The organism is Xiashengella succiniciproducens (assembly GCF_023674465.1).
GTDB classification, from domain to species: domain Bacteria; phylum Bacteroidota; class Bacteroidia; order Bacteroidales; family Marinilabiliaceae; genus Geofilum; species Geofilum succiniciproducens.
This window is the reverse complement of record NZ_CP098400.1, coordinates 558677-584578: the sequence shown is the minus strand read 5'-3', so window position 1 is coordinate 584578 and position 25902 is coordinate 558677. Positions and strand designations below refer to the sequence as shown.

Below are 25902 nucleotides of genomic sequence, written 5' to 3'. Positions count from 1 at the left end.
TGATTACATATTCTTAAAATCCATCGCGACACTTATCGCGTCTGCCCAAAATAGTGAAGGTAGCATAAACCCCAAAAACCGAACACCAGTCATTATTATGCGTGATAGTGGTATTACTGAAGCCAATGGGGTTGGATCCGTCTATCGAATTGTCGAAGCCAACAACATCCAGATCATCAGCAAAGATCTTACGCAAAGTCCATTCCGCACCAAGGTTTAGCCGGTCTCCTGCCTTCCATTTCACTCCGGCACCGAAAGGCAAAGATAATACAAAACTCGGTTTTTCATTGTGACTACCATTATCTTCTGTGTATCTTTCATAAAATACTGAACCAACTCCAAATGCCATATAGGGAGTGAAGGCAGACTTCTTTAAACTGGGATTGTCGAACGAAAAAAGGTTGATTTCAAAAAGCATGGCTATGTCGAGCAGGTCACGCTTGAAACTGTAGTTGTCAGGATTATTTTCAGGCAGATACACATCTTTGGCGGGATACTCACCGCTCACTCCAGCAATTAGTACATTTCCTCTTAATGCCAGACGATCGTTGAAAACATATCTGAGCAGTCCGCCAAATGCGGGATGGATATTATAAAACTGCTTTGAGGGATTGAGATCCCCGTTATACCAGGAGATGCCAATATAGGGTCCGGCTTCTACCTTCCATTGGGAATTAAGTGTCGAAGCAGGCAACAATACAAGTACGGCTAGCGCAAGGAGTGACTTCAATTTCGACATCTGAATTGGTGTTAATGGCACGTCACGATAAAACGTCCAAAAGCATCAAATATTGCTTCATATCAGTTACGTCTGTCAGCGCCCCACATCAATTTGGACCTAAGGGTGGAGTAAAAGGTTTTACCATTTCTCTCAATTACGGAAACAGAGAAATCAGCCTTACGTATCTTAAGTTCTATAGATTCTTCAAGTATACAGCTCCTTGAATCAAGTGATACCAGGTAGCTACCCCCACGACTTTCAACCCTTAAAGTAAGGTCAAAGTCATTGGGTACTACTAGTGGTCTTACTGTAAGGTTGTGTGGAGCAATAGGATTTATAATCAGATTCTTGGAGGCCGGGTGCATAATTGGTCCACCAACACTAAGAGAATAGGCTGTGGAACCGGTAGCTGTTGCTATAATCAACCCGTCAGCCCAGTATGAGTTAAGATAATCTCCGTTAAGATTAGCGTGAATAGTAATCATCGACGAACTATCACGTTTGGCAACTGCAAATTCATTAAGAGCAAAGTCCAACTCACCAAAAGCAGGAATATGTGTATCCAACTTGAGCAAGTCAAGTTGCCTTACCTTGTAATGTCCCTCAAAAATGTCATTCAGAGCACTTGGAAGTTCATCCTTCGAAACATCTGCAAGAAAACCAAGTCTTCCGCTGTTTATTCCAACGATGGGGATAGGACGATCGCGTACTATGGTTACAGCATCGAGAAAGGTCCCGTCACCACCGATAGAAAACAGCATGTCGCACTCGGGTAAATCAGCATGATCTTTAAACACGCTATCTGGATTCAGCTTAATACTAGGGATCCCGCTAACAAACTCATAGAAGGGCTTGTAGATACATATCCCTGCACCTGTCAGTGACAGATGCCTAAACAGGGCCAGGCAATATTCATCAAAGGCAGGATCAAATTGTTTACCAAAAATGGCAATGCGCATGACAGGACTTTTAGGTTTTATTCAGATAAAAACATACCGGATTTTCCAAACAAACTATAGTGTCAGGTTAAAGTGAAAGTAAAACCCGTGTTCGGCGAAATTATTAAAAGAATAGTTCAGACTCAAAACTTTATCGTAAAAAGTAAGCATATCAATACCAACACCATAGCCAAGCAACAGTTCGTTGGCCATCCTGTTAACATCCTGCTCGAAGTTGTTGTAAACATAGCCTGCATCAAAGTGGAGTTTAATGTAGAAGGCATAATGGAAATGAGAGAACTGCTCAAGGGGCATCCATTTCAGCCTTATATCCTTTCTGGGGATTAGTTCATAAAGCAGTTTGCTTTGAAGCCCTCCATAGGAAGTTCCGTCAATAACTCTGAATTCAAACCCATTGAGATATTCTTCGTATCCAAGGCCTGTCCTGAAGATATACGGAACCTTATCAAGATCCACTAACGATACAAAACCCCTTGTGTTGTAGTACAGTTTATCTCCAAGCCTGTTGTGGTAGGCTACGGCTCCCCTACCCCTGAAAAAACCTTCGTAGTCAGATTCAAGCCCAAAGCCCTCCCTGATAATTTCAGCTTCAATAAACAGCCCCTTCAGGGGATAGATTTTTGAGTCCCTCTTGTCGTACATATAATTATAGCCAAGAGTTATGGTCTCACTAGTGCTCTGTTGCAAAGGCAGCATATCGGGATTATAAGCCAACAGGGTATCTGCCGCATCGATATTCATAAATCCTGCAAAGACACTGTGATAGTGATCGAGATTGTGACGATAGTAATAAGAAAGCGTCACATTAGTTGTAGTAAGCAGCCTGTCTCCAAGCGTTTTCAGGAAGACCTGTTTGTCATCGACAGTCCCGTAAGCAACCCTGTCATTCCATAGCCATCCTGCATCAATACCCCACCCTGACTGATTATTCAGACCCGGATTACGGTAGCCGAAGACCAGCTGGGTCTTGTAACCAGTAACTGCCCTTAGCTTAAGTACCTCCTTTCTACCCCGGAAGTTGTCATGTTTAACATACAGACCATAATTGAAAAAGCTTCCGTCGTTAAGTCTTAGGAAATCACTAAAGTTACGCCCTTCATTTTCAAAGATTGGAAACACCCATAAATACCATCGTTCGCTGACTTCTATAGTAAAGACTACCGAATGAATGTCTGGATAATAAAAAGATATCTCTACAGAGTTGAACAGCGAAGTATTGAGCAGATTCTCCTTAGCTCTTTCAGTGACAACCATCAGATCCATCATTTCAATGCTTGATCCGATAGCAAAGGGAAGCTCTGAAAGAATCACCTTTTGTCTGGTTTTGTAGTTTCCGCTGATCTCTATATCCTGTACAGTAAGTTTGGTGTCCTGTAGCTCAAGCGGTTCAGCATAAAGAAACGACAACAAGGAGCAGAAAAAGAAAAACGCCAGCAGGCCAAACCTCCTGATCACACATATGCCGGGCATTCACGAAAAGTTTGCAGTTATTATCCTAAACGTTAAGGTATTTCATCAACGACTCATAATTCCTTATGGCAGTCTCGTCAATATGCAATTCGGCCCCATATTCGGCACGTATCTTATATCCATATCTCTCAAAGCTGCGGACAATTGGCAACATATCCGTACGATTGAGCTTAATGGTAATATATAGTTGTCTTCCATCAGGACTCTGAGTAAGGTAAAGGCTGAGTATCTTGCTGTCGCAGTCCTCTACAATCCTGGCTATTTCAGACAGGGAATAATCGCGTACACCAACTTCGATCTGTAGTATCCCGCCAGGAGTATGAGCGGCAATTAAGTCACTGAAATGATGTAGCAGGTTGTGGGAAGTAATTGCTCCCAGGTAGTTTCCATCGCTGTCAAGCACAGGAATCAGACTCAGCTTAAGTCTGGATGCTATCTCAATCACGTCATAAATATGCTGATGACCATATACATACGGCTTAATAAGAGAGAGCCTGTAATTGCCCAAAGGTTCCTCAGTATTTTTTGCATCATATATATCAGAATCCGATACCAGTCCCAGAAATACCTTATTGTTGACAATAGGCAAGTGGGACACTCTGAAGGCTTCCATCCAGTTGAGCGTCTGCATTCCCGTATCGGAAGTCCTTAAGGCCGGGATTACATCGGATATCAGATCTTTTGCCAGCATAAAACAGTTATAAAGGAACTACTTTTTTTTTAACTTTGTGGCTTATCATTTGTTAATAAGCCATACGAAATATCTAACAATTTAACCTTCTATTCTGTTTCCTTACAAATAAAATACCGAAAATGACAAAATTAAGTGTAAACATTAATAAAGTTGCAACTTTGCGCAATTCCAGGGGTGGAAGTATTCCAAATGTGGTCCGGGTAGCAATTGATGCGCAGGACTTTGGGGCTGACGGAATTACCGTTCACCCGCGTCCCGACGAGCGACACATACGTCGCCGGGATGTATTTGACTTGCGCCCTGTCATCAGGACGGAATTTAATATAGAAGGTTATCCCTCACCTGAGTTTATGGAGCTTGTCAAAAATGTCAAGCCTCATCAGGTGACGTTGGTGCCAGATCCACCTGAAGCACTGACATCCAGTGCAGGGTGGGATACCAAACTGCACCTGTCATTTCTTCAGGACATAATTGGGGAACTGAAGGAAGCAGGAATCCGCACATCTATATTTATAGGAACCGACCTGGAGCATATTCTGTATGCTGCCAAGACAAATACTGACAGGGTAGAGTTATACACCGAACCCTACGCCTCCAATTATGCCAAAGACCGGGAAAAGGCAATAGAGCCCTTTGTCGAGGCTGCCAATGCTGCTGTTAAAGCCGGACTGATGGTAAATGCAGGACACGACCTCAGCCTTGAAAACCTGAAATACTTCAATGAACGTATCCCCTTCTTAAAGGAAGTCTCAATAGGACATGCCCTTATTGCGGATGCACTATATTTCGGGCTGGAAAAAACAATACGACTATATAAAGAACAACTGGTCAAAGAAAAATAACAGAAGACAGACAGCCCCCCGAGGGGCTGTCTGAGTATTATGCGGTTTGGGTAATCCTGTTCAGACTTTTGTATAACAAGGATAATAAAATAAACGACGTTATGGAACTTTTTTGCAGGGAAACCGGAAGCGGGAAGGATACTTTGGTAATAGTACACGGACTATACGGCTCTTCTGACAACTGGATGTCTATTGCCCAAAAGCTGGGGCACAAATTCAGGGTTATCCTGCCCGATCTGCGTAATCACGGACAGAGTCCACACAGCGACAGGCAGGACTTTGAACTGATGGCCGACGACCTTTACGAGACACTCATCAAAAGAATTGATTGCAAGTTTATTCTGGCCGGTCATTCAATGGGTGGAAAGGTTGCAATGCGCTTTGCAATGAAGCATCCTGAGTTGCTCAGCAAACTGGTAGTTATCGACATTGCCCCCAAGAGTTATATCGGTAAGACGGGACGTGGTGGTGAAGCCACGGATCATCCCAGAATCGTAGATACCTTACTCAATCTGCATCCTGAGAGATTTGATGACAGGAAGGATATTGATCTGGAACTGGCTCACCATTTTAAGTCTCCTTCACTCAGGCAGTTCTTGCTTAAAAACGTAAAACGCGACAACAGTGGCAAATTTTACTGGCAACTCAATATAGAAGCCATTGCAAGAAACTTTGATGAAATCATGGATGGATTTTCGGGCATCGGACCTGAAAATGCTGTTAAAGGTCTGCCCACAGTCTTTATAATCGGAGGTGACTCACGCTATGTAGAAGAAGGCGACTCCCTGATTATCAACCGGCTGTTTCCCGGCTCACAAATCGTAACCATACCTGGAGCAGGGCATTGGGTGCATGTAGACCAACCCGAACTATTTCTGAGCACCTTGTTGTATCATATAGACTGAAAGATTAAGAGGCTTAAAACTTACAGCTCAGAATATTTTTGCTAATTTTGTAATCAATTCAGAATATAAACAATGAAGAAATCTCATAGCGAGACTGCAATAATACGCATTCACTGTCCCGACCAAAAGGGTTTGGTAGCAAGGATTACAGACTTTATCCATCGTAATAATGGTAACATTGTAGCACTTGATCAGCATACAGATCGTGACGAGGGGCGTTTTTTTATGAGGGTGGAATGGGAGCTTCACGACTTCGAAATCAAACGGGAAGACATAGCACCTGCTTTTCAGTTTGCTATCGCCACTCCCTGCAACATGGAATGGAAACTTCATTTCTCTGACTACACCCCACGCATGGGGCTTTTTGTAAGTAAGCTTTCACACTGCCTGTACGACATCCTGTCACGCTACCAAAGTGGTGAGATGAAGGTTGAAATCCCGGTAGTCATAAGTAATCATAAGGACCTGGAAGAAGTAGTAAATAAATTTGGTATCAAGTTCGTACATATTCCAATAACTCCTGAAACCAAGGCAGAACAGGAAAAGAAGGAATTAGAGATACTCGAGGAACACAAAGTTGACTTTCTGGTACTTGCCCGCTATATGCAGGTGTTGTCGCAGGACTTTGCTGACCGTTATCCGGAAAGAATCATCAACATCCACCACTCATTTCTTCCGGCCTTTATTGGTGCAAAGCCATACCATGCGGCTCATGCCAGGGGAGTAAAGATTATCGGTGCAACTGCCCACTATGTGACAAGCGAACTGGATGCAGGCCCAATTATAGAGCAGGATGTGGTGCGCATAACCCACCACGACAGCGTTGAGAGAATTATACAGAAAGGACGTGACCTCGAAAAGATAGTGCTATCAAGAGCTATCATGGCTCACCTCAACCGCAAGACCCTGGTTTACAAAAATAAAACAGTCCTCTTTGAGTGATAAGCTAGCAAAGCTTTACCCATGGCTAAACAAGACATTGTAATAATAAGGTACAACGCAGGTAATATCCGCTCTGTCAAGAATGCGCTCTTGCGCCTCGACATTGAAGCAGAAATTACAGGCGATCCGGACAGGATAAGAAAGGCCGACAAGGTGATCTTTCCCGGGGTTGGGGAAGCAAGTACTACAATGACCCACCTCAATGAGACCCTGTTGTCGGATCTTATCAGGGAACTCAAACAACCTGTTCTGGGAATATGTCTTGGTATGCAGCTGATGGGTAGCCGCAGTGAAGAGGGCGATGCAGAATGTCTGAATATCTTCGACCAGCCAGTAGTACGCTTTCAGCTTCCCACACCCAACCCTGACAATCTAAAGATTCCACACATGGGTTGGAACAGGATCTTCGACTTGAAAGGAGACCTGTTTGATGCATCTATGGAAGGTGAGTATGTCTATTTTGTGCACAGCTACTATGTGCCCATTGGCGACAATACCTCAGCTACAACCATTTATATCAATCCCTTCAGCTCGGCCATGCAGCGGGACAACTTCTTTGCCACCCAGTTTCACCCCGAGAAGAGTGGTACAGTCGGTCAGCGAATTTTCGAGCGTTTCATAAAACTGTAAATATGCAGTCGACAAGAATAGAACTGATCCCCGCAATAGACCTGATTGAGGGGAAATGCGTAAGACTTAGCAAAGGGGATTACAGCACAAAAAAAATATACAACGAAGACCCGCTAGAGGTGGCTCTCAGTTTTGAAAACCACGGTATCAAACGACTACACCTTGTAGATCTTGACGGCGCAAAGGCCGGCAGGATTATCAATCATAGAGTTTTGGAGGCTTTAGCCTCCAAAACCTCCCTTGTTATCGATTTTGGTGGTGGACTGAAAAGCAGCGAAGACCTTAGGATAGCCTTTGAATGTGGTGCACGGATGGTTACCGGAGGCAGCATTGCCGTCAAGAATCCTGAAGAGTTTTCCTCATGGATAGATAAGTATGGTCCTGACAGGATTATTCTGGGTTCAGATGTAAAAGAAGGGAAGATTGCTGTTTCGGGCTGGACCGAGACATCGGGACTCGAACTCTTTGACTTCCTGGGTGGTTATATCAGCAAGGGCGTCAGCAAGACCATCTGTACAGATATTAGTAAGGACGGGATGCTTGAAGGGCCTGCCACAGACCTGTACAAAAGCATGCTTGACAGCTTCCCTGAGCTGTATCTTATCGCAAGCGGTGGTGTAAGCAGCATGAAGGACATAGATGAGTTGGAAGAGGCAGGTGTACCAGGTGTAATCTTTGGCAAGGCCATCTATGAAGGACGTATTACTCTTAGCGACCTCGAAAAAAGACTACGTTAATCGTTTTTTTAGTTTAGCTTTATAACCCAAAACAAGAAATTAATGCTTGCAAAAAGGATTATTCCCTGTCTCGACATCAAGGATGGAATGACCGTCAAGGGGGTTAGATTTCTGGACCTGCGGTCTGTGGGCGATCCTGTCGAACTGGCGCAGGCATATGCCGAACAGGGGGCTGACGAACTTGTATTTCTCGATATAACTGCCTCACACGAGGGCAGAAAGACCCTTATAGACCTTGTAAGACGAATTGCACGGCATATCAATATCCCCTTTACTGTTGGAGGTGGCATCAGCACTCTGCAAGATGCCGACGCCCTGCTGAATGCAGGAGCCGACAAGATCAGCCTCAACTCTGCAGCTGTACGCAATCCCAGGCTGATAGACGATATGTCGCGGGGCTTTGGAAGCCAGTTTGTCGTAGTTGCCATTGACGCAAAAAAAGAAGTCAACACCGGTGAGTGGACTGTAACAGTAAACGGAGGACGAATCTTTACGGAGAAGAAGTTGTTTACCTGGGCCACCGAGGCCCAGGAGCGCGGTGCCGGAGAGATACTTTTTACAAGTATGGATCATGATGGTGTAAAAGAAGGTTTTGCCAACGAGGAACTGGCAATACTAAGCGAGTCTCTGTCCATACCTATAATAGCCTCAGGTGGTGCAGGCAAGATGGAGCATTTCAGAGATGCCTTTATAGAGGGAAAAGCAGATGCGGCTCTTGCAGCAAGTGTATTCCACTTTAATGAGATACCCATACCGGTACTCAAGGACTACCTCAGGACAGAAGGAATTGTGATAAGATAGGTATGCTCAGGCATCATTAGAAATCTGAGCAGTGCAGTTTTCTACAAAAAGAGACAACAACGCTAGCAAGCACAACTAAAATCAAACAGGTCCGGGTATGAGACAGACTCCGGATTGAAAACAGATAAGAGATGGAAATAGATTTTTCAAAAACCGCAGACGGACTGGTTCCTGCTATTATTCAGGACAGCAACACAAACAAGGTGCTAATGCTGGGCTACATGAATGCAGAAGCCTTTGATAAGACACTGAAAGAAGGAAGGGTTACCTTCTACAGCCGTTCGCGCAAAAAACTGTGGACCAAAGGCGAAGAGTCGGGCAACTTCCTTGAGGTAGTATCGGCGGCAGTCGACTGCGATAAGGATACACTTCTGATAAAGGCCAAACCTCAGGGTCCGACCTGCCATACAGGTGCAGATACCTGCTGGAATGAGGCCAACAGCCCCGACGACATAAGCTTTCTAAAGGAATTGCAGGACTTTATCGACAAACGCAAGGCCGAGATGCCCGAAAAGTCCTATACCACCTCACTGTTTTTGGAAGGGACCCGCAAGATTGCCCAGAAAGTTGGTGAAGAAGCCGTTGAAACCATTATTGGAGCAATGGCAAATGATGATGAAAACTTTATCTACGAGGGAGCCGACTTGCTCTATCACCTTATCGTACTACTTACACACAAGGGTTACAGGATAGAAGACCTTGCCCGTGAATTGAAAAGAAGACACAAGGGCTGAACAAGCAGCCCTTTCCCTGTTTTCCATTGACCTGATCAGCATTGACATTTTCACCAATGCTGAATCAGGTTTTTTTATGCAAAATGGAGTCTAACATACCGGACAACCATAGTTTAAATTCAAACCTGTCTGTGCTTTAACAATTTTTTATTCAAAAACAGGGCATCATTAAGATATTGAAAGATGTTTTAGTATCTTTGCTATAAGCGCTATAACCCGTTTATAGTGTAAAACAGATGGTTAGCTGTACTTTCCTGTACTATCCTGCATCTTAAATGCTGTTTGACAGAAGAGTGCATTTTTTAACCAAGTTTTAAGAGATAGTAAAAACATCAATGACTTAATTGGAATAAGTAACATTAAATTCTCAAAGCATGAGTAACAAGACACAAAAGATCTCCGTTTTGGAGAAAGTGGGTTACAGCTTAGGCGACTTTTCAGCCAACCTGATCTTTCAGACCCTGATGACTTTCCTTGCCTACTTTTACACAGACGTGTATAAGATTCCGGCAAACGCAGCTTCAGCCATTATTTTTGCCGGCGGTATGGTTGGAGCATTTTCTACCCCGATTATGGGTATTATAGCCGACAGAACCAACACCCGTTGGGGTAAGTTCAGGCCATGGATCCTGTGGACTTCTATACCATTTGGTGTATTCTCAATCCTTGCTTTCAGCACACCCGGTTTCGGACCAACAGGAAAGATAATCTATGCGCTTTGCACCTACATTCTTTTGGTTTTGATTTACGCAGCCAACAACCTTCCTTATTCTTCACTTAGTGGAGTATTGACAGGTGACATGAAGGAACGTAACAGTATTTCTTCATACCGCTTCGTAGCAGTTACACTTGCTCAGTTTATCGTTCAGTCTGTACTGTTACCACTTGTACTTATACTTGGTGATGGTGATAAGGCTGCCGGTTTTGAAAAGGTGATGCTGGCATTTGCAATTGTTGGAACCATCTTCTTTATCATCACCTTCCTAACAACCAAGGAGCGTATTCTTCCTCCCAAGGAACAGAAGACCAGCGTTAAGCAAGACCTTCTTGACCTTACCAAGAACAAGCCATGGATAATGATACTAATCGCTACTGTATTTATCTTCATTACTCTTGCGCTAAAAGGAGGTATCTATATCTACTATTTTGAAAACTATGTTGATAATGTAGCATTGGCTGCCTTCCTGACCAATATAGGCTTTAACGACTTTATCAATGGTCTTAATAATATGCTTATCGGCATGGGTATGAGCGGATTCGAATGGCCAGAAGATGCTGCTTCATCAGCATTCAGCCTTTTCAACGCTTCCGGTATCATTATGATGATTATCGCCATTGCAATTTCTAAGCCTCTTGCTGACAAATACGGAAAGAGAGCCCTCTTCCTGTTTGCAATCACTCTTGCAGCAGCTGCGCAGGCTAGTTTCTTCTTCGTTGGTAAGGAAAATGTAGCCGCAGTATTTATTCTGCAAATCGTTCACGGATTCTTCTATGGTCTTACAATTCCTCTGCTTTGGGCAATGGTTGCTGATGTGGCCGACTACTCAGAATGGAAGAACAATCGTAGGGCAACAGCTATCGTATTCTCAGCTATGCTCTTCGGTTTGAAGGCAGGTCTTGCAATTGGTGGTTCCCTGGTAGCAGGTATCCTGTCACTGTACAACTATAATCCCGAACTTGCAGTTCAAAGCGACAAAGCAATTCAGGGAGTTCTGATGTGTATGAGTATCTATCCGGGACTTACCTTCCTGGTTTCTATCATTGCTCTGTTCTTCTATGAAATAGATAAGAAGACTGAAGTAATGCTGGAAAAAGAACTAAGTGCCAGAAGAGCTAACAACCAATAAGGCTGTTCGCATAGCGATGCTACGGCATCGCTATGCAAGCAGCGCTTCAGCATATTATTAACTGTAAAACGCGACTATCATGGTTAGAGATCATTTGACGAGAGATGTGTATACTGCTGATGCCGCAGCACATGTGTTTGAAGGGAAGATCTATGTCTACGTATCTCATGACGTAGACACCGGTGTGCCCGAAGATGACCTTGGTTCACACTTCGATATGATGGATTATCATGTGTTATCACTTTCCGAAATAGACGGGAAGGCGGTTGACCATGGTGTAATCCTTGATATTAAGGATGTTAAATGGGCCAGACGTCAGTTGTGGGACAACGACGTAGCATTCAAGGATGGTAAGTATTATATGTACTTCCCTGCAAAGGATAAGACCGATATTTTCAGGATTGGAGTAGCAATAGCTGACCGTCCCGAAGGTCCGTTTATTCCGCAGCCTGCACCGATGATGGGCAGCTACTCTATCGACCCCTGTGTCTTCAAGGATGATGACGGTACTTACTATATGTACTGGGGTGGTATCTGGGGTGGTCAACTTCAAAGGTATCGCAACAACCTGGCTCAGGAAGTAATTGCGCTGCCTAAGGATAATGAACCTGCTCTCTGCGCCAAGATAGCCAGACTGCGTGACGACATGCTCGAATTCGCAGAAGAAGGAAAGGATGTAGTTATCCTCGACGAAAATGGCAAGCCCCTGCTTCAAGGTGACAACCACCGTCGATTCTTCGAAGCATCATGGATGCACAAGCACAATGGTGTATATTACTTCACTTATTCAACAGGTGACACTCACAAACTGTGCTATGCAACAGGTGATAACCCATACGGACCATTCACATACAGGGGTGTATTGCTCAATCCGGTATCCGGGTGGACTACTCACCACTCTGTGGTTCAGTTCAAGGGCAACTGGTACCTGTTCTTCCACGATGTTGAAGTTTCAGGTGTAACACCACTCAGAAGTGTAAGATACGCTGACCTGAAGCACCTGCCTGATGGTTCAATTGAAACAATAACAGTAAACTACGATAAGAAGTAGTTAACTCATGGCTCAAAGGCAAAGAGGCTGTCTAAAAAGATTAGGCAGTCTCTTTTTTTGTTTGATTTTTTTCTCGAAAAAGTTGGTTATATAATTGATATATAGTATATTAATGCTATAAATCAATCCATAATGAAAAAAGTTGTTTTCAAAGAGCTTCCAAACAATCAAGCTCAGTTATTCCCTGAAAACCTCTTGGATCGCATACCAGCAGACCATCCAGTTCGTCTGGTTGATAAGGTTGTAGATCAACTGGATATCTCTTCTATACTAAATAAATACAAAGGTGGTGGTGCTAGCAGTTTTCATCCAAGAATGATGGTTAAAATACTGTTCTACAGTTATTTAAACAACATATTTTCGTGCAGAAAGATTGAAAAGGCTTTACAAGAGAATATTCATTTTATCTGGTTATCAAAGGGCTGTGTTCCAGACTTTAGAACAATCAATTATTTTAGGAGTACCCGTTTGCAGGGAGAAATTAAGACCATCTTTGCAGAAGTAGTTAGATTACTGCATGGTATGGGGTTTGTGAGTCTTCAGGTACAGTATGTTGATGGAACAAAAATAGAAGCTACCTCAAACAGGTACACCTTTGTATGGCGAGGCACAGTTGAGAAAAACAAAGCAAAACTGGAAGAAAGGATAAGGAGTATTCTTAAAGATATTGATAGTCAAATTAAAGAGGACTCAAAAACTCTCAACAAAGAAGATTTGCCCCAATCAATAGACTCAGATTTATTAAAAAGCAAAATAGCTGAGCTTAACACCAGGCTTAAGGATACAAATAAGTCCACATCTAAGCAACTAAAGCAATTACAGGAGGAACATCTGCCACGGTTGGAGAAATACGAGAAGCAACTTGACACTCTGGGTGATCGCAACAGTTTTAGCAAGACTGACGAGGATGCTACTTTCATGCGAATGAAAGAAGATCATATGAAGAATGGGCAGCTGAAACCAGCTTATAATCCTCAGATTAGTACAGAGAACCAGATTATTACCCATTACAGTATCCATCAAACCCCAGGTGATACAAGAACATTAAAGTGTCATCTGGAGGGATTTAAAAACCAATATGGAAGTCATAGCTCTACGGTCGTTGCAGACGCCGGCTACGGAAGCGAGGAGAATTATGAATACCTGGAAGCAAATAATATAGAGTACTTTGTCAAGTACAACTACTTCCACAAAGAACAGAAAAGAGCATTTAAAAAGAATGCATTTCTAAGCCAAAACCTATATTACAACGAACATGAAGATTATTATGTATGCCCGATGGGACAGCATATGACCAATAAAGGTGAAAGAAAAGTGACTTCTGAGAATGGGTATGTATCAAAGGTGACACGTTATCAAGCGCAAAACTGTACTGGATGCCCGTTGCGCGGACTTTGTTTTCAAGCTACCGGTAATCGAATAATAGAGATCAATCACAGGTTAAGGATCCTAAAAAAGAAGGCCAGGGAACAGCTATTAAGTGAACAGGGCCTATATCACAGAAGTAGACGCCCAATAGAACCGGAAGCAGTGTTTGGACAAATAAAACACAACAACAAGTTCACCAGATTTACACTGAAAGGCCTTAAGAAAGTTGAAATCGAGTTTGGCCTGATAGCTATTGCTCATAACTTAAGAAAAATCATAGGCAAAGGTGCGTGTGTTTCAAAAACAGTACTCCAAAATGCAATTTTCTTCTTGTTTGAACCCCTATATGCAAAAATCCAAAAAGGAATATGGAATTTTCGTAAACATGTTCATCTAAAAATCGAAATCTATTCTTATCAACTTGCTTAAATTGAAAAAGAGGTTGCCCTTAATTGGACAACCTCTTATTATTTTCCTCATCAAAGACTTTTCACCTGAGCGACGAATGCTTACCTTTGAGTTTTACAAATCATACTATGGCGGTCAAAGATTTTAAAACACGCATAAAGATCAAGGCTGATGCAGAAGATGTCTATGCAGCCTTTACAAATCCCTTTACTATCGAGCTCTGGTCGGGTTATCCAGCAGTTATGCCAGAGGTTGCCGGCGAGGAGTTCTCAATGTGGGAAGGAGATATTGCAGGCAAGATACTTGAGATAGAACCGGGACAAAGGATAGTCCAGGAATGGTATTTTGGTGAGCAGGAGGAACAGTCTGTTGTTACAATTAAGTTCTTCCCTAAAGGAGGCACAGTTCAGGTGGACCTCTTTCATACAAACATACCTGAAGAAGCGTATGACGAGATCTGCGAGGGATGGGTAAAATACTACCTGGGAGCGATAAAGGAATTTCTTGAGATAGATGATTAACAATATAAAGGAGGCTGACACCCGAGTGTTAGCCTCCTTAGTTTTTGGACAGGTTGGTTTTGCCATTAGAATCTATAACCTAAAGAGAGGCTTATTCCTTTATTTCTAACAGTGAAATCGTGATCATCTCTCTTAGGACCTATATCCCTAAATCCAATCTGAGCAGTTCCCTTTACAAAGAAGCCCCTGGGATTCATGACTCCTAATCCGAAATTAAGACCTCGGTCAACACGCCTCAGATCATCTTCGTTGTGAGAACCAAACTTCATATCTCTCTTTGATGTGAATACCTCGATATAATCCACATCGGGAATCACATTCTCAAATCCCGGTATATCAAGGGTATTCTTCCATCCGTCCTTTACCTTGCCGTTCATCGCATATGCAACATAGGGTCCGGCGCTTAAAATCAATTTGCTTCTACTACCAAGATCCGGTTTAAAGACCACATTAAAGGGAAGTTCAAGATAATTGACCCTGTACTTTATTGCACCCGCCTCTGCTCTTTCATCCTGAGTACCCTTGGAAGAGTATAGCATTCCAGGCGCAAAATAGAAGTCAGGCGCAATACCGATTTCATAGTCAACTCCAATTTGGAAACCAGTCTTTATCTTGGCATCATCAAACTTTTCTCCGTCAGCCTTGATGGTTTGATTGAAGAAGTTCACTCCGGCATTGACCCCAAGACCCTAGGCACCAGCAGTAATACCAAACGCCAGAATGGCGGCTAATGTCAAAAGAGCTTTTCTTTTCATAGTGATAATAGTTTAATTAATAAAAGGGTTATAGAACTACAAGGTCAATTACTTACCTTGTCTGGCTGCTTCAGCTTCTGCTTCCTGAAGCATCTTTTCATTTGCTGTAATTACGAATTCAACCCTGCGGTTTAATGCACGATTGGCCTCAGTATCATTTGGATACTTAGGAGAGGTCAGACCGTAACCGACAACTTTAAGTCTTGCAGGAGCTACCCCCTTGGCAATCAGATAATCGTAGACAGCCTTCGCCCTTTTCTCAGACAAGGTCTGGTTGTAGGCAGCAGCACCAGTATTGTCAGTATGACCCTGAATCTCAATATCAGTGTCGGGATAAGTACTAAACACTGTGATCATCTTATCCAGATTGGCCTTAGCTTCTGCTGAGAGGGTTGAGCTGTCAAAACCAAACAGAATGCTGTTGGGAAGTTCAACGATAATACCTTCACCCACACGTTCCACTGTAGCTTCAGGTACCTTTGCTTTCATTTCCTCAGCTTGTTTGTCCATCTTGTTACCAATAATGGCACCGGTAACACCACCAACGGTGGCACCAACTGCAGTACCGACAGCAGTATTGCCTGCTGTACGACCGATTATAGCCCCGGCTGCAGCACCACCAACTGTGCCTATGATTGCACCCTTCTGGGCTCCTGTCATTGACTTACAACCGCTAAGAACAACGGCTCCAAGCATTGCAAACAATGCAAATCGACGTAATAACTTCATAGTAAAATATTTAATTATGATTATTAAAAAATCAGGTCTGTAACGAAAATTACTACATTACTTTCCGTAAAGCAATTTTTTATCCCACAACATCCATGTCCAATTCATGGGTTTGTTTAGTTTTATCGGACAAGATCACTAACTTTACAAGAGTAGACAAATACTGTAATCATGGAAAATACCCTGCTTATTATACTCGTTCTGATTGCTGTGCTCAACCTTGTGATCAATTTCATACTGCTTTCCAAAGGAAGGAAACAGAAAGATAATGCCTTTGTTCATGAAATCTCACTCCTGCTGCGGGATGAGTTGAAGACCAACAGAACGGAACTCAGTGAGTCTCTGCGTGAAAGTCGCAGGGAACTTGCTGAAGGACTTGAAAGAATGTCGCTGAGTCTAGGCGAAAAACTGGGACAGATCAATGACAGTTCCCAGAAGGCAGCACGCGAAAACCGCGAAGAACTTGCAAAAAGCCTGCACCAGTTTCAGGAAACATTTACAAATAATGTAAGAGACTTCAACGAACTGCAAAAGCAGAAATTCGATGATATGGCGCGTCGGCAAGACGAACTTGTCAAGGCAACCGAACAGAAACTTGAGAAAATGAGGGAGACTGTTGATGAGAAACTCCACAAAACACTTGAAGAACGACTGGGGCAATCCTTCAAACTAGTTAGCGAAAGACTCGAGGCAGTTCAGAAAGGTCTCGGTGAAATGCAGGTACTTGCAAATGGCGTAGGTGATCTCAAGAATGTTCTCTCAAATGTCAAAACCCGCGGCCTGCTCGGTGAGATTCAGCTTGGCAACATCCTTGAGCAGATAATGAGCAGCGAACAGTATGAAGCAAATGTAATCACCAGGAAAGGTGCTTCTGAAGTTGTTGAGTTTGCTATCAAACTACCCGGCAGGGATGACAGTGGAACCCCTGTATATCTGCCTATCGATGCCAAATTCCCACAAGCTGACTACCTACGCCTGCAGAATGCTTTTGAAAGTGGTGATAAGTCCATGATAGATGCAGAAACAAAGAATCTGGTGGCAGCAATCAAGAAAAGTGCAAAAGATATAAGGGACAAATACCTGGATCCGCCACATACTACCGATTTTGGAATTATGTTCCTGCCTGTTGAAGGTCTGTATGCAGAGGTTGTTAGGCAGGAAGATCTTCTTGTGACCCTGCAAAGAGATTATAAGGTTATAGTAACAGGTCCAACGACCCTGGCAGCTATGCTCAACTCCTTGCAGATGGGCTTTAAGACCCTTGCTATACAAAAGCGAAGTAGCGAGGTTTGGAATGTTCTTGCGGCTGTCAAGGGTGAGTTTGCCAAGTTTGGTGACGTCCTTGAAAAGGCCCGTAAAAAACTGAATGAAGCAGACAGGGAACTGGATTCACTTGTCGGGACCCGCACCAGGATGATGATGTCTAAACTAAAGAAGATAGAAAAACTCCCAGCAGCAGGACAAAACGCATTATCTGAAGGAAATGCAGGAGATATTTTCGAAGATGACTTTGATGAAACGGATAGCCCCAATGAGTAGGCAGTTGCTTAACTATGTTAGGCTCAGCGCCACTTTATCCTTACAAACTCCTTGGGCTTACTTATATGAGCAGGCAGACTTTCCCGTATTGCATGTTTGACTGATTCTACCAGCACGGGACGGTTAAAACTATTGTGATAAACGAGGCTCACCTCCCTGCTAGGTTGAGGATCGGCAAAACGTTTGACATACTGTGTATCCGGTTCCCCTACTGAGAGTTCGGGTACCAGCGTATAACCAATATTCCTTTGAACCAGGCCTTTCAGAGCTTCAATTGAGCCACTCTCATATTTGAAATTGAAGGGACTACCATCAGTCTGATTTCCACAAAGCTTAAGAGCCTGATTACGGAAGCAGTGCCCCTCACTCAACAGCAGAAGCTGCCCTGCATCAAGATCAGACGCTGTGATAGTATCCTTCAGTAACAAAGGATGGGATAAGGGACCATAGAATAAAAAAGCCTCACTGAAAAGTAGTGTCTCATCCAAATCCTTCTCCCCAGTAGGTGTGGCCATAATTGCCATATCAAGGCGGCCCTCATTAAGGGCCTTGATTATCAGCTCAGATTCAAGTTCCTCGATATTCAGCTGAGTATCGGGATACTCAGCTGCAAACTTAGGGAGGAACAAAGGAAGCAGATAGGGAGCAAGGGTAGGTACGATTGCCAGTCTGAATACCCCTTCCACACTGTTTTTCTCCCCGTCAAGGATACCATATAAATCTTTGATATCCTTCAATATCCTGCGTGATTTCTTAATAAAAATCTCTCCTTCTGGAGTAGGTTTCAGCGGTTTCTTGGAGCGGTCAAACAATTGAATATCCAGTTCCTCTTCAAGCTTACGCAACTGCATTGTAAGAGTCGGCTGAGTTACGTTGCAATGATTTGCTGCCGTAACGAAATGTCTGTACTCGTCTAATGCGATTACGTACTCGAGCTGCTGAATATTCATATTTAGGAGTTTAAATTCACAAGTCTTCAGACAAGCCCTGCTTAGGCTCTTTATTCAAACATATTCTTCATCCTGCTGAAGAAACTCTGGCCAGAGGCCTGTTTAGTGCTAAAAGATTCAGATTCCCGGAGTTTCTCAACAAGCTTGACCTCTTCCTTGGTTAGGTCTTTTGGAATAAATACATTGATCTTGACAAGCAGGTCTCCCTGTCCGTAACTGTTGATTTCAGGCAGTCCTTTACCTTTCAGTCTGAGTATTTTACCCGGTTGGGTTCCACTATCTATCTTCACTTTTACCTTTCCCTCAACCGTAGGAATTTCAACAGTTGAACCAAGAATAGCATCAGGTACCGATAGCAACAGATTATAGATAAGATCACTTCCATCTCTTGTCAACTCTGGATGCGGTTCTTCCTGGATCAAGATGATAAGGTCACCATTAATACCTCCTCTGCGAGCCGCATTACCCTTACCGGAAACAGACAGTTGCATACCGTTCTCAACACCGGCAGGTATCTGAATAGTAACGATTTCCTCCTGACGAAGCAGCCCTTCACCATTACAGTGCGTACAGGACTGAGTAATTACAGTTCCCTCACCGTGACAGGTAGGACAGGAGGTGGTCTGGTGCATCTGACCCAGGATAGTATTTGTAATACGAGTTACCTGGCCTGTTCCACGGCAGGTGGAACAGGTGCTGTATGCAGTACCTCCGGCAGCACCTGTACCGTTACAATGAGTACAGCTGACGTATTTCTTTACTTTTATCTTCTTTTCTACACCTTTAGCAATCTCAGCAAGTGTCAGACTCACCTTGACACGCAGGTTTGACCCTTTGTTGACCCTGCGCGAGCTACGACCACTACCACCAAAACCACTAAAGCCGCCAAAACCTCCAAAGATATCACCAAAGTGAGAGAAGATATCATCCATGCTCATGCCACCACCAAATCCTCCTCCGGCAGAACCTCCTACTCCAGAATGACCATAACGGTCATAGCGGCTGCGCTTATCAGGATCACTCAACACCTCGTAAGCCTCGGCAGCCTCTTTAAACATCTCCTCGGCTTCCTTATTACCTGGATTCTTATCAGGGTGATACTGAATAGCCTTCTTGCGATATGCTTTTTTTATCTCCTCAGCAGTAGCATTCTTGCCTACACCAAGTATTTCGTAGTAATCTCTCTTTGACATCTTTGGCTTCTGTTATTTACTCACCTACCACCACTTTGGGGAAGCGGATTACTTTCTCATCCAGCATATATCCCTTTTCCACACAATCTATCACCTTCCCTTTCATATCTTCACTTGGCGCAGGCACCTTAGTGATTGCTTCATGGATTTCTGCATCAAAAGGCTGGCTCTCAGTCTCAATGACCTTGACACCATTTTGTCCCAGAAATGCTATAAACTTGTTGTATATCAGTTCGACACCTTCCTTCAACGCATCTACGCTGTCCGAATTTGAAAGGTGCTTTAATGCTCTCTCAAAATCATCTATAACAGGAAGTATTCCTACAAAAATCTTTTCACCTGCGATCTTTGTAAGCTCCATCTTTTCCTTAAGGGTACGCTTGCGATAGTTGTCATATTCCGCCATCAACCTGATATGCTTATCCTGCAGGTCAGCCAGTTGCTTTTCAACCTCAGAAAGCTTCTCAGCTAGTCCGGCTCTCTCCTCATCATGGCTGCATTCACACTTACCCTCACATGACTCGGCACCCTCCTGCTTATTCTCCTCACATTTGCAGTCGTCCTTAGTCTCAAGCTCCATGTCCTCTGTTTTTGCCTTACCCTTGGAATTCTTCTTGCTCATATCTTAATTTCATTATTTTCAATTACATAAAAATCACCTTGCTGGCTTTGCAACATTGCAAAAGTAGTCAATTTCTTTGCCAAATCATACAACGCTGTCATTTTGGCTGAGTATGGGCCTTCTCGGTTCCATAATCATGTAAAAATGGCAAAGAGGCTGTCTAAAAAGATTAGGCAGTCTCTTTTTTTGTTTGATTTTTTTCTCGAAAAAGTTGATTATATAATTGATATATAGTATATTAATGCTATAAATCAATCCATAATGAAAAAAGTTGTTTTCAAAGAGCTTCCAAACAATCAAGCTCAGTTATTCCCTGAAAACCTCTTGGATCGCATACCAGCAGACCATCCAGTTCGTCTGGTTGATAAGGTTGTAGATCAACTGGATATCTCTTCTATACTAAATAAATACAAAGGTGGTGGTGCTAGCAGTTTTCATCCAAGAATGATGGTTAAAATACTGTTCTACAGTTATCTAAACAACATATTTTCGTGCAGAAAGATTGAAAAGGCTTTGCAAGAGAATATTCATTTTATCTGGTTATCAAAGGGCTGTGTTCCAGACTTTAGAACAATCAATTATTTTAGGAGTACCCGTTTGCAGGGAGAAATTAAGACCATCTTTGCAGAAGTAGTTAGATTACTGCATGGTATGGGGTTTGTGAGTCTTCAGGTACAGTATGTTGATGGAACAAAAATAGAAGCTACCTCAAACAGATACACCTTTGTATGGCGAGGTACAGTTGAGAAAAACAAAGCAAAACTGGAAGAAAGGATAAGGAGTATTCTTAAAGATATTGATAGTCAAATTAAAGAGGACTCAAAAACTCTCAACAAAGAAGATTTGCCCCAATCAATAGACTCAGATTTATTAAAAAGCAAAATAGCTGAGCTTAACACCAGGCTTAAGGATACAAATAAGTCCACATCTAAGCAACTAAAGCAATTACAGGAGGAACATCTGCCACGGTTGGAGAAATAAGAGAAGCAACTTGACACTCTGGGGGATCGCAACAGTTTTAGCAAGACAGACGAGGATGCTACTTTCATGCGAATGAAAGAAGATCATATGAAGAATGGGCAGTTGAAACCAGCTTATAATCCTCAGATTAGTACAGAGAACCAGATTATTACCCATTACAGTATCCATCAAACCCCAGGTGATACAAGAACATTAAAGTGTCATCTGGAGGGATTTAAAAACCAATATGGAAGTCATAGCTCTACGGTCGTTGCAGACGCCGGCTACGGAAGCGAGGAGAATTATGAATACCTGGAAGCAAATAATATAGAGTACTTTGTCAAGTACAACTACTTCCACAAAGAACAGAAAAGAGCATTTAAAAAGAATGCATTTCTAAGCCAAAACCTATATTACAACGAACATGAAGATTATTATGTATGCCCGATGGGACAGCATATGACCAATAAAGGTGAAAGAAAAGTGACTTCTGAGAATGGGTATGTATCAAAGGTGACACGTTATCAAGCGCAAAACTGTACTGGATGCCCGTTGCGCGGACTTTGTTTTCAAGCTACCGGTAATCGAATAATAGAGATCAATCACAGGTTAAGGATCCTAAAAAAGAAGGCCAGGGAACAGCTATTAAGTGAACAGGGCCTATATCACAGAAGTAGACGCCCAATAGAACCGGAAGCAGTGTTTGGACAAATAAAACACAACAACAAGTTCACCAGATTTACACTGAAAGGCCTTAAGAAAGTTGAAATCGAGTTTGGCCTGATAGCTATTGCTCATAACTTAAGAAAAATCATAGGCAAAGGTGCGTGTGTTTCAAAAACAGTACTCCAAAATGCAATTTTCTTCTTGTTTGAACCCCTATATGCAAAAATCCAAAAAGGAATATGGAATTTTCGTAAACATGTTCATCTAAAAATCGAAATCTATTCTTATCAACTTGCTTAAATTGAAAAAGAGGTTGCCCTTAATTGGACAACCTCTTTGCTTATTAATTTGTTGGTTCTATCTCCTACCTTTGATTTCTGGCATATCTGGAACCATCAAAAGCCTCAAGCTTTTCAAGTGCAGCCGAGATACCGGCCAGGTCCTTACTCTTGGCAACAATACGGCCATTCCCGTCTATCAAATAATCCATCATCTCTCCGCCTACTTCAAACATAGCTGCCAGTTCAGATTCTCCACCCATAAAATCACACAAGTGGTAGAAATCATACAACTCATCTCGCTCTATCACCTGATACAAAGGAGTTTTAAACCTGTCAAGTGAAATACTAACAATAACAAAACTGTCGCTGTTAACAAATCTGCCGTTGCCATAACGCTCCAGAAGCATCTTCTTTCCATAACTTTCAACTCTGGATGAGGCATCGTACGAAGCCCAGAAATCGATTAATACCATCTTGCCTTCAAGATTGCGGGAATCGAAACTGGTACCGTCAAGCAGATAAGACTCAATCTTTGGTGCTCTGTCGCCTATCTCCACACCAACTGTCGGTTGGTATGATCCACTAAAGAAAGTAAGTAACAAAAGCCCTCCAAAAACCATTAACGCTACTGCTCTAAAATTCATCTCTGCATTTTTGGTTAATACTATTCTGGTGCGAATCTCAGTCAATTATCTATACGATTCTCGTTTTTTAGATGAACCCAACTGAAACGTTGACCAAAAAATGTCGCGCCAAAATTATGCCTAACAACATCTCATTACTGTCCCATTAAAATCTAAAAAAGTTCTTTGAAATATTTGAAATTTAGTTAATTACAGAGGTTTTTAGAGCGAACGGACTTGAATTTTTAGTTTTGCATCAGATAAATCTGAATGCATATGTATCAAGACAAATACGTTTTCGCTCAACTGGTCTCGTTTCTAAATCGAAGCAAATTCAATCGTATTGTTGCCAAATACAATGGAGACAAATACGTGAAGCATTTCACTTGTTGGAATCAATTGCTTTCTTTGATGTTCGGGCAATTGTCAAATCGTGAAAGTCTTAGAGATTTGATTGTCGCACTTGATGCTCATCACTCCAAATCTTATCATCTGGGCTTGGGCAAGAATATATCAAAATCATCTCTGGCCAGAGCCAATCAAGACAGAGACTATCACATCTTTGAAGAGTATGCTTACTATCTGGTAAACGAAGCCAGACAGAAACGAGTTGCTGACATCTTCAAAATTGAAGGCAATGTCTATGCTTTTGATTCAACGACGATTGACTTGTGCCTTTCCGTATTCTGGTGGGCGAAGTTTCGTAAGAAAAAAGGCGGAATCAAAGTGCATACATTATATGATGTGGAGACACAGATACCAGCATTTTTCCATATCACGGAAGCTTCTGTTCACGACTCTACTGCAATGAAAGAAATCCCTTATGAATCAGGCTCATATTACATATTTGACCGTGCATATAATCACTTCAAAATGTTGTTTAAGATTCATCAGATAGGAGCTTTCTATGTTTTAAGAGCCAAAAAGAATCTACAATGCAAGATGATAAAATGGAAACGAAGATTGCCCAAGAACGTACTTTCAGACGTAACAATTGAATTGACAGGTTTTTATCCTAAACAATACTATCCAGAACATCTTAGATTGGTCAGATATTGGGATGAAGAACAAAAGCGTGAGCTTGTATTCTTAACCAATGCGATGCACATTTCTGCACTTCAAGTTGCTGACCTTTACAAGAACCGCTGGCAAGTCGAGCTTTTCTTCAAGTGGCTAAAGCAACATCTAAAAGTCAAGAAATTCTGGGGAACTACTGAAAATGCTGTTCGAATTCAAATCTACGCCGCGATGTGCACTTATTGCTTGGTGGCAATCGTCCAAAAAGACATGCAACTTGACAGAAGTACATATGAGGTTTTGCAGATACTGAGTATTTCTTTAACAGATAAAACTCATCTTCGAGACCTATTTGAGAGAACTAAATTTCAAAATGACAAAGAACGTTTTAGGCTTAGTGAGCCAAATTTGTTTAATTTTTAATACCGTCCCAATTTTAATGGGACACTAGTGACAACATCTATTAACCAAATGTTTTTGTTTGGAATTGTTAATTTTGTTTATTATATTAAAAAGAAACAAGGCTATTTGATTGATTGTCAGCCGATTGACTTTTTGTTAAAAAGGCACAAAAATGACTAACGGTCAAAAACCTGTGGTCTACAAAGAATTAAATGCGACGAATAGATGCTCCAAGTTGATTAAGCCTTGTATCGATATTCTGATACCCTCTGTCTATCTGTTCGATATTATGGATAACACTCTTACCTTTTGCAGACAGGGCGGCTATTAGCAAGGCTACACCAGCCCTGATATCCGGAGAAGTCATTACACAACCCCTGAGAGAAGTTTTGTGGTTATGTCCAATTACAGTAGCCCTGTGGGGGTCGCACAGGATAATACTGGCTCCCATATCGATGAGTTTATCCACAAAAAACAAACGGCTCTCGAACATTTTTTGGTGAATAAGTACACTTCCCTTGGCCTGTGTAGCAACAACCAGGAAGACACTCAGCAGGTCAGGAGTCAGACCAGGCCATGGAGCATCTGCTATGGTCATAATGGAACCATCTATAAATGTATCAATCTCATATTCTTCCTGAGACGGGATATAAATATCATCACCTCTGATCTCAAAATTAATACCCATGCGACTGAAAGCCATTGGTATAATACCAAGTTCTGAAGGTGCTGCATCCTTAACAGTAATCTCACTCTTTGTAATAGCAGCCATTCCAATGAATGAGCCAATCTCAATCATGTCAGGCAGAATCCTGTGTGAACAGCCCTTTAGTTTGTCAACTCCGGTAATTGTCAGCAAATTGGAACCTATGCCATTGATCCTTGCGCCCATGGCACTCAGCATCTTACATAGTTGCTGAATATATGGTTCACAGGCAGCATTATAGATAGTGGTAACGCCTGGAGTCAAAACTGCTGCCATGATAATATTAGCAGTTCCGGTCACTGAGGCCTCATCAAGAAGCATATAAGTGCCTTTAAGCTCTTCGGCATGAACGGTATAGAATATCTCGTCGGAATTGAACTCGAAGCGTGCTCCCAGTTCGGTGAATCCAAAAAAGTGAGTATCAAGTCTGCGACGGCCTATCTTGTCACCACCAGGTTTTGGGAAATATGCCATACCATATCTGGCCAACAAGGGGCCCATTATCATAATGGAACCTCTGAGAGACGAAGCTCTTGATCTGAAATCATCAGTCTGCATATAGTGAATATCAACATCTGCAGCCCTGAAACTGTATCTGTTGGGTCCAAGGTATCTAACCTCAACTCCCATCTTTCTCAGCAGTGCTATCAGATTATTGACATCCAGAATGTCAGGCACATTGTCTATTATTACCTCCTCTGAGGTTAGCAATGTGGCACAAATTACCTGCAAGGCCTCATTCTTTGCTCCCTGTGGTGTAATCTCACCCGACATCCTGCAGGGGCCTGTGATTTCAAAACTACTCATAAATATGCCGGCTGGTACAAAT

At 42.5% G+C, this 25902-nt stretch carries 22 protein-coding genes and 3 pseudogenes; 14 read left to right on the top strand and 11 right to left on the bottom strand.

Annotated elements, in window-relative coordinates; genetic code table 11:
* Window positions 1–13: 13 nt before the first annotated feature.
* From porG to M9189_RS02435, 4 genes are all read right to left on the bottom strand, one after another.
* Window positions 14–739 carry a type IX secretion system protein PorG gene (gene porG, locus M9189_RS02450; protein ID WP_250724359.1) on the bottom strand — a complete coding sequence of 242 codons (726 nt, stop codon included), beginning with the start codon at window positions 737–739 and terminating at the stop codon, window positions 14–16.
* 62 nt (window positions 740–801) lie between these two features.
* Window positions 802–1680, bottom strand: coding sequence for an NAD kinase (locus M9189_RS02445; protein WP_250724357.1), 879 nt, complete (start codon window positions 1678–1680; stop codon window positions 802–804).
* A gap of 54 nt (window positions 1681–1734) precedes the next feature.
* Complete coding sequence (locus M9189_RS02440; RefSeq protein ID WP_250724356.1) at window positions 1735–3150, bottom strand: BamA/TamA family outer membrane protein; 1416 nt, start codon at window positions 3148–3150, stop codon at window positions 1735–1737.
* Window positions 3151–3175: 25 nt separating this feature from the next.
* Window positions 3176–3841, bottom strand: a complete 666-nt coding sequence (locus M9189_RS02435; RefSeq protein WP_250724354.1) for a CBS domain-containing protein — start codon at window positions 3839–3841, stop codon at window positions 3176–3178.
* Window positions 3842–3963: 122 nt separating this feature from the next.
* Between M9189_RS02435 and M9189_RS02430 the strand changes: the two genes are divergently transcribed.
* The 11 genes and pseudogenes from M9189_RS02430 to M9189_RS02380 all read left to right on the top strand — a co-directional run bounded on the left by M9189_RS02430 (window position 3964) and on the right by M9189_RS02380 (window position 14630).
* Window positions 3964–4686, top strand: a complete 723-nt coding sequence (locus tag M9189_RS02430) for a pyridoxine 5'-phosphate synthase (protein ID WP_250724352.1) — start codon at window positions 3964–3966, stop codon at window positions 4684–4686.
* Window positions 4687–4787: 101 nt separating this feature from the next.
* The gene (locus M9189_RS02425; RefSeq protein WP_250724350.1) at window positions 4788–5591 is read left to right on the top strand and encodes an alpha/beta fold hydrolase; all 804 of its coding nucleotides are present in this window, start codon (window positions 4788–4790) and stop codon (window positions 5589–5591) included.
* A gap of 72 nt (window positions 5592–5663) precedes the next feature.
* Entirely contained in the window at window positions 5664–6533 is an 870-nt protein-coding gene (gene purU, locus M9189_RS02420; protein ID WP_250724349.1) for a formyltetrahydrofolate deformylase, read from the top strand.
* A 21-nt stretch (window positions 6534–6554) separates the two neighbouring features.
* Window positions 6555–7163: an imidazole glycerol phosphate synthase subunit HisH gene (gene hisH, locus M9189_RS02415; RefSeq protein WP_250724347.1), complete on the top strand. Its 609-nt coding sequence runs from the start codon at window positions 6555–6557 to the stop codon at window positions 7161–7163.
* Window positions 7164–7165: 2 nt separating this feature from the next.
* Window positions 7166–7900 carry a 1-(5-phosphoribosyl)-5-[(5-phosphoribosylamino)methylideneamino]imidazole-4-carboxamide isomerase gene (gene hisA, locus M9189_RS02410; RefSeq protein ID WP_250724345.1) on the top strand — a complete coding sequence of 245 codons (735 nt, stop codon included), beginning with the start codon at window positions 7166–7168 and terminating at the stop codon, window positions 7898–7900.
* A 42-nt stretch (window positions 7901–7942) separates the two neighbouring features.
* Window positions 7943–8701: an imidazole glycerol phosphate synthase subunit HisF gene (gene hisF, locus M9189_RS02405; RefSeq protein ID WP_250724344.1), complete on the top strand. Its 759-nt coding sequence runs from the start codon at window positions 7943–7945 to the stop codon at window positions 8699–8701.
* A gap of 131 nt (window positions 8702–8832) precedes the next feature.
* The gene (gene hisIE / locus M9189_RS02400; protein ID WP_250724342.1) at window positions 8833–9435 is read left to right on the top strand and encodes a bifunctional phosphoribosyl-AMP cyclohydrolase/phosphoribosyl-ATP diphosphatase HisIE; all 603 of its coding nucleotides are present in this window, start codon (window positions 8833–8835) and stop codon (window positions 9433–9435) included.
* 374 nt (window positions 9436–9809) lie between these two features.
* Window positions 9810–11282: an MFS transporter gene (locus M9189_RS02395; RefSeq protein ID WP_250724340.1), complete on the top strand. Its 1473-nt coding sequence runs from the start codon at window positions 9810–9812 to the stop codon at window positions 11280–11282.
* A 79-nt stretch (window positions 11283–11361) separates the two neighbouring features.
* Complete coding sequence (locus M9189_RS02390) at window positions 11362–12333, top strand: glycoside hydrolase family 43 protein (protein ID WP_250724339.1); 972 nt, start codon at window positions 11362–11364, stop codon at window positions 12331–12333.
* Window positions 12334–12465: 132 nt separating this feature from the next.
* A pseudogene (locus tag M9189_RS02385) lies at window positions 12466–13986 on the top strand (IS1182 family transposase); the annotation flags it as partial.
* Between the two features lie 251 nt (window positions 13987–14237).
* The gene (locus M9189_RS02380) at window positions 14238–14630 is read left to right on the top strand and encodes an SRPBCC domain-containing protein (protein WP_250724337.1); all 393 of its coding nucleotides are present in this window, start codon (window positions 14238–14240) and stop codon (window positions 14628–14630) included.
* A 65-nt stretch (window positions 14631–14695) separates the two neighbouring features.
* On the opposite strand, the pseudogene M9189_RS02375 reads toward M9189_RS02380, so the two are convergent.
* Window positions 14696–15304: pseudogene (locus M9189_RS02375) on the bottom strand (outer membrane beta-barrel protein); the annotation flags it as partial.
* Window positions 15305–15433: 129 nt separating this feature from the next.
* On the bottom strand, window positions 15434–16114 hold the full coding sequence (locus M9189_RS02370; protein WP_250724334.1) for a YiaD family glycine zipper/OmpA-like lipoprotein: 681 nt from the start codon (window positions 16112–16114) through the stop codon (window positions 15434–15436).
* A gap of 171 nt (window positions 16115–16285) precedes the next feature.
* Between M9189_RS02370 and M9189_RS02365 the strand changes: the two genes are divergently transcribed.
* On the top strand, window positions 16286–17653 hold the full coding sequence (locus tag M9189_RS02365; protein ID WP_250724332.1) for a DNA recombination protein RmuC: 1368 nt from the start codon (window positions 16286–16288) through the stop codon (window positions 17651–17653).
* A 23-nt stretch (window positions 17654–17676) separates the two neighbouring features.
* Here the strand turns inward: M9189_RS02365 and M9189_RS02360 are convergent, their stop codons facing one another.
* Genes M9189_RS02360 through M9189_RS02350 form a run of 3 tightly spaced genes read right to left on the bottom strand, consistent with a single transcriptional unit; the run spans window position 17677 to window position 20418 of the window.
* Window positions 17677–18603 (bottom strand): hydrogen peroxide-inducible genes activator, encoded by a 927-nt coding sequence (locus M9189_RS02360; RefSeq protein WP_250724330.1) that lies wholly within the window; start codon window positions 18601–18603, stop codon window positions 17677–17679.
* A gap of 50 nt (window positions 18604–18653) precedes the next feature.
* Window positions 18654–19796 carry a molecular chaperone DnaJ gene (gene dnaJ / locus M9189_RS02355; RefSeq protein WP_250724329.1) on the bottom strand — a complete coding sequence of 381 codons (1143 nt, stop codon included), beginning with the start codon at window positions 19794–19796 and terminating at the stop codon, window positions 18654–18656.
* A gap of 16 nt (window positions 19797–19812) precedes the next feature.
* On the bottom strand, window positions 19813–20418 hold the full coding sequence (locus M9189_RS02350; protein WP_250724328.1) for a nucleotide exchange factor GrpE: 606 nt from the start codon (window positions 20416–20418) through the stop codon (window positions 19813–19815).
* A gap of 261 nt (window positions 20419–20679) precedes the next feature.
* On the opposite strand from M9189_RS02350, the pseudogene M9189_RS02345 reads away from it, so the two are divergent.
* Window positions 20680–22200 (top strand): annotated as a pseudogene (locus tag M9189_RS02345) (IS1182 family transposase); the annotation flags it as partial.
* Between the two features lie 208 nt (window positions 22201–22408).
* Here M9189_RS02345 and M9189_RS02340 read toward each other — a convergent pair.
* Window positions 22409–22969, bottom strand: a complete 561-nt coding sequence (locus tag M9189_RS02340) for a TlpA family protein disulfide reductase (protein WP_250724326.1) — start codon at window positions 22967–22969, stop codon at window positions 22409–22411.
* 255 nt (window positions 22970–23224) lie between these two features.
* Between M9189_RS02340 and M9189_RS02335 the strand changes: the two genes are divergently transcribed.
* Window positions 23225–24388 (top strand): IS4 family transposase, encoded by a 1164-nt coding sequence (locus tag M9189_RS02335; protein ID WP_250723552.1) that lies wholly within the window; start codon window positions 23225–23227, stop codon window positions 24386–24388.
* A 187-nt stretch (window positions 24389–24575) separates the two neighbouring features.
* On the opposite strand, the gene murA is transcribed toward M9189_RS02335, so the two are convergent.
* Window positions 24576–25880 carry a UDP-N-acetylglucosamine 1-carboxyvinyltransferase gene (murA, locus tag M9189_RS02330; protein WP_250724325.1) on the bottom strand — a complete coding sequence of 435 codons (1305 nt, stop codon included), beginning with the start codon at window positions 25878–25880 and terminating at the stop codon, window positions 24576–24578.
* Window positions 25881–25902: the final 22 nt, after the last annotated feature.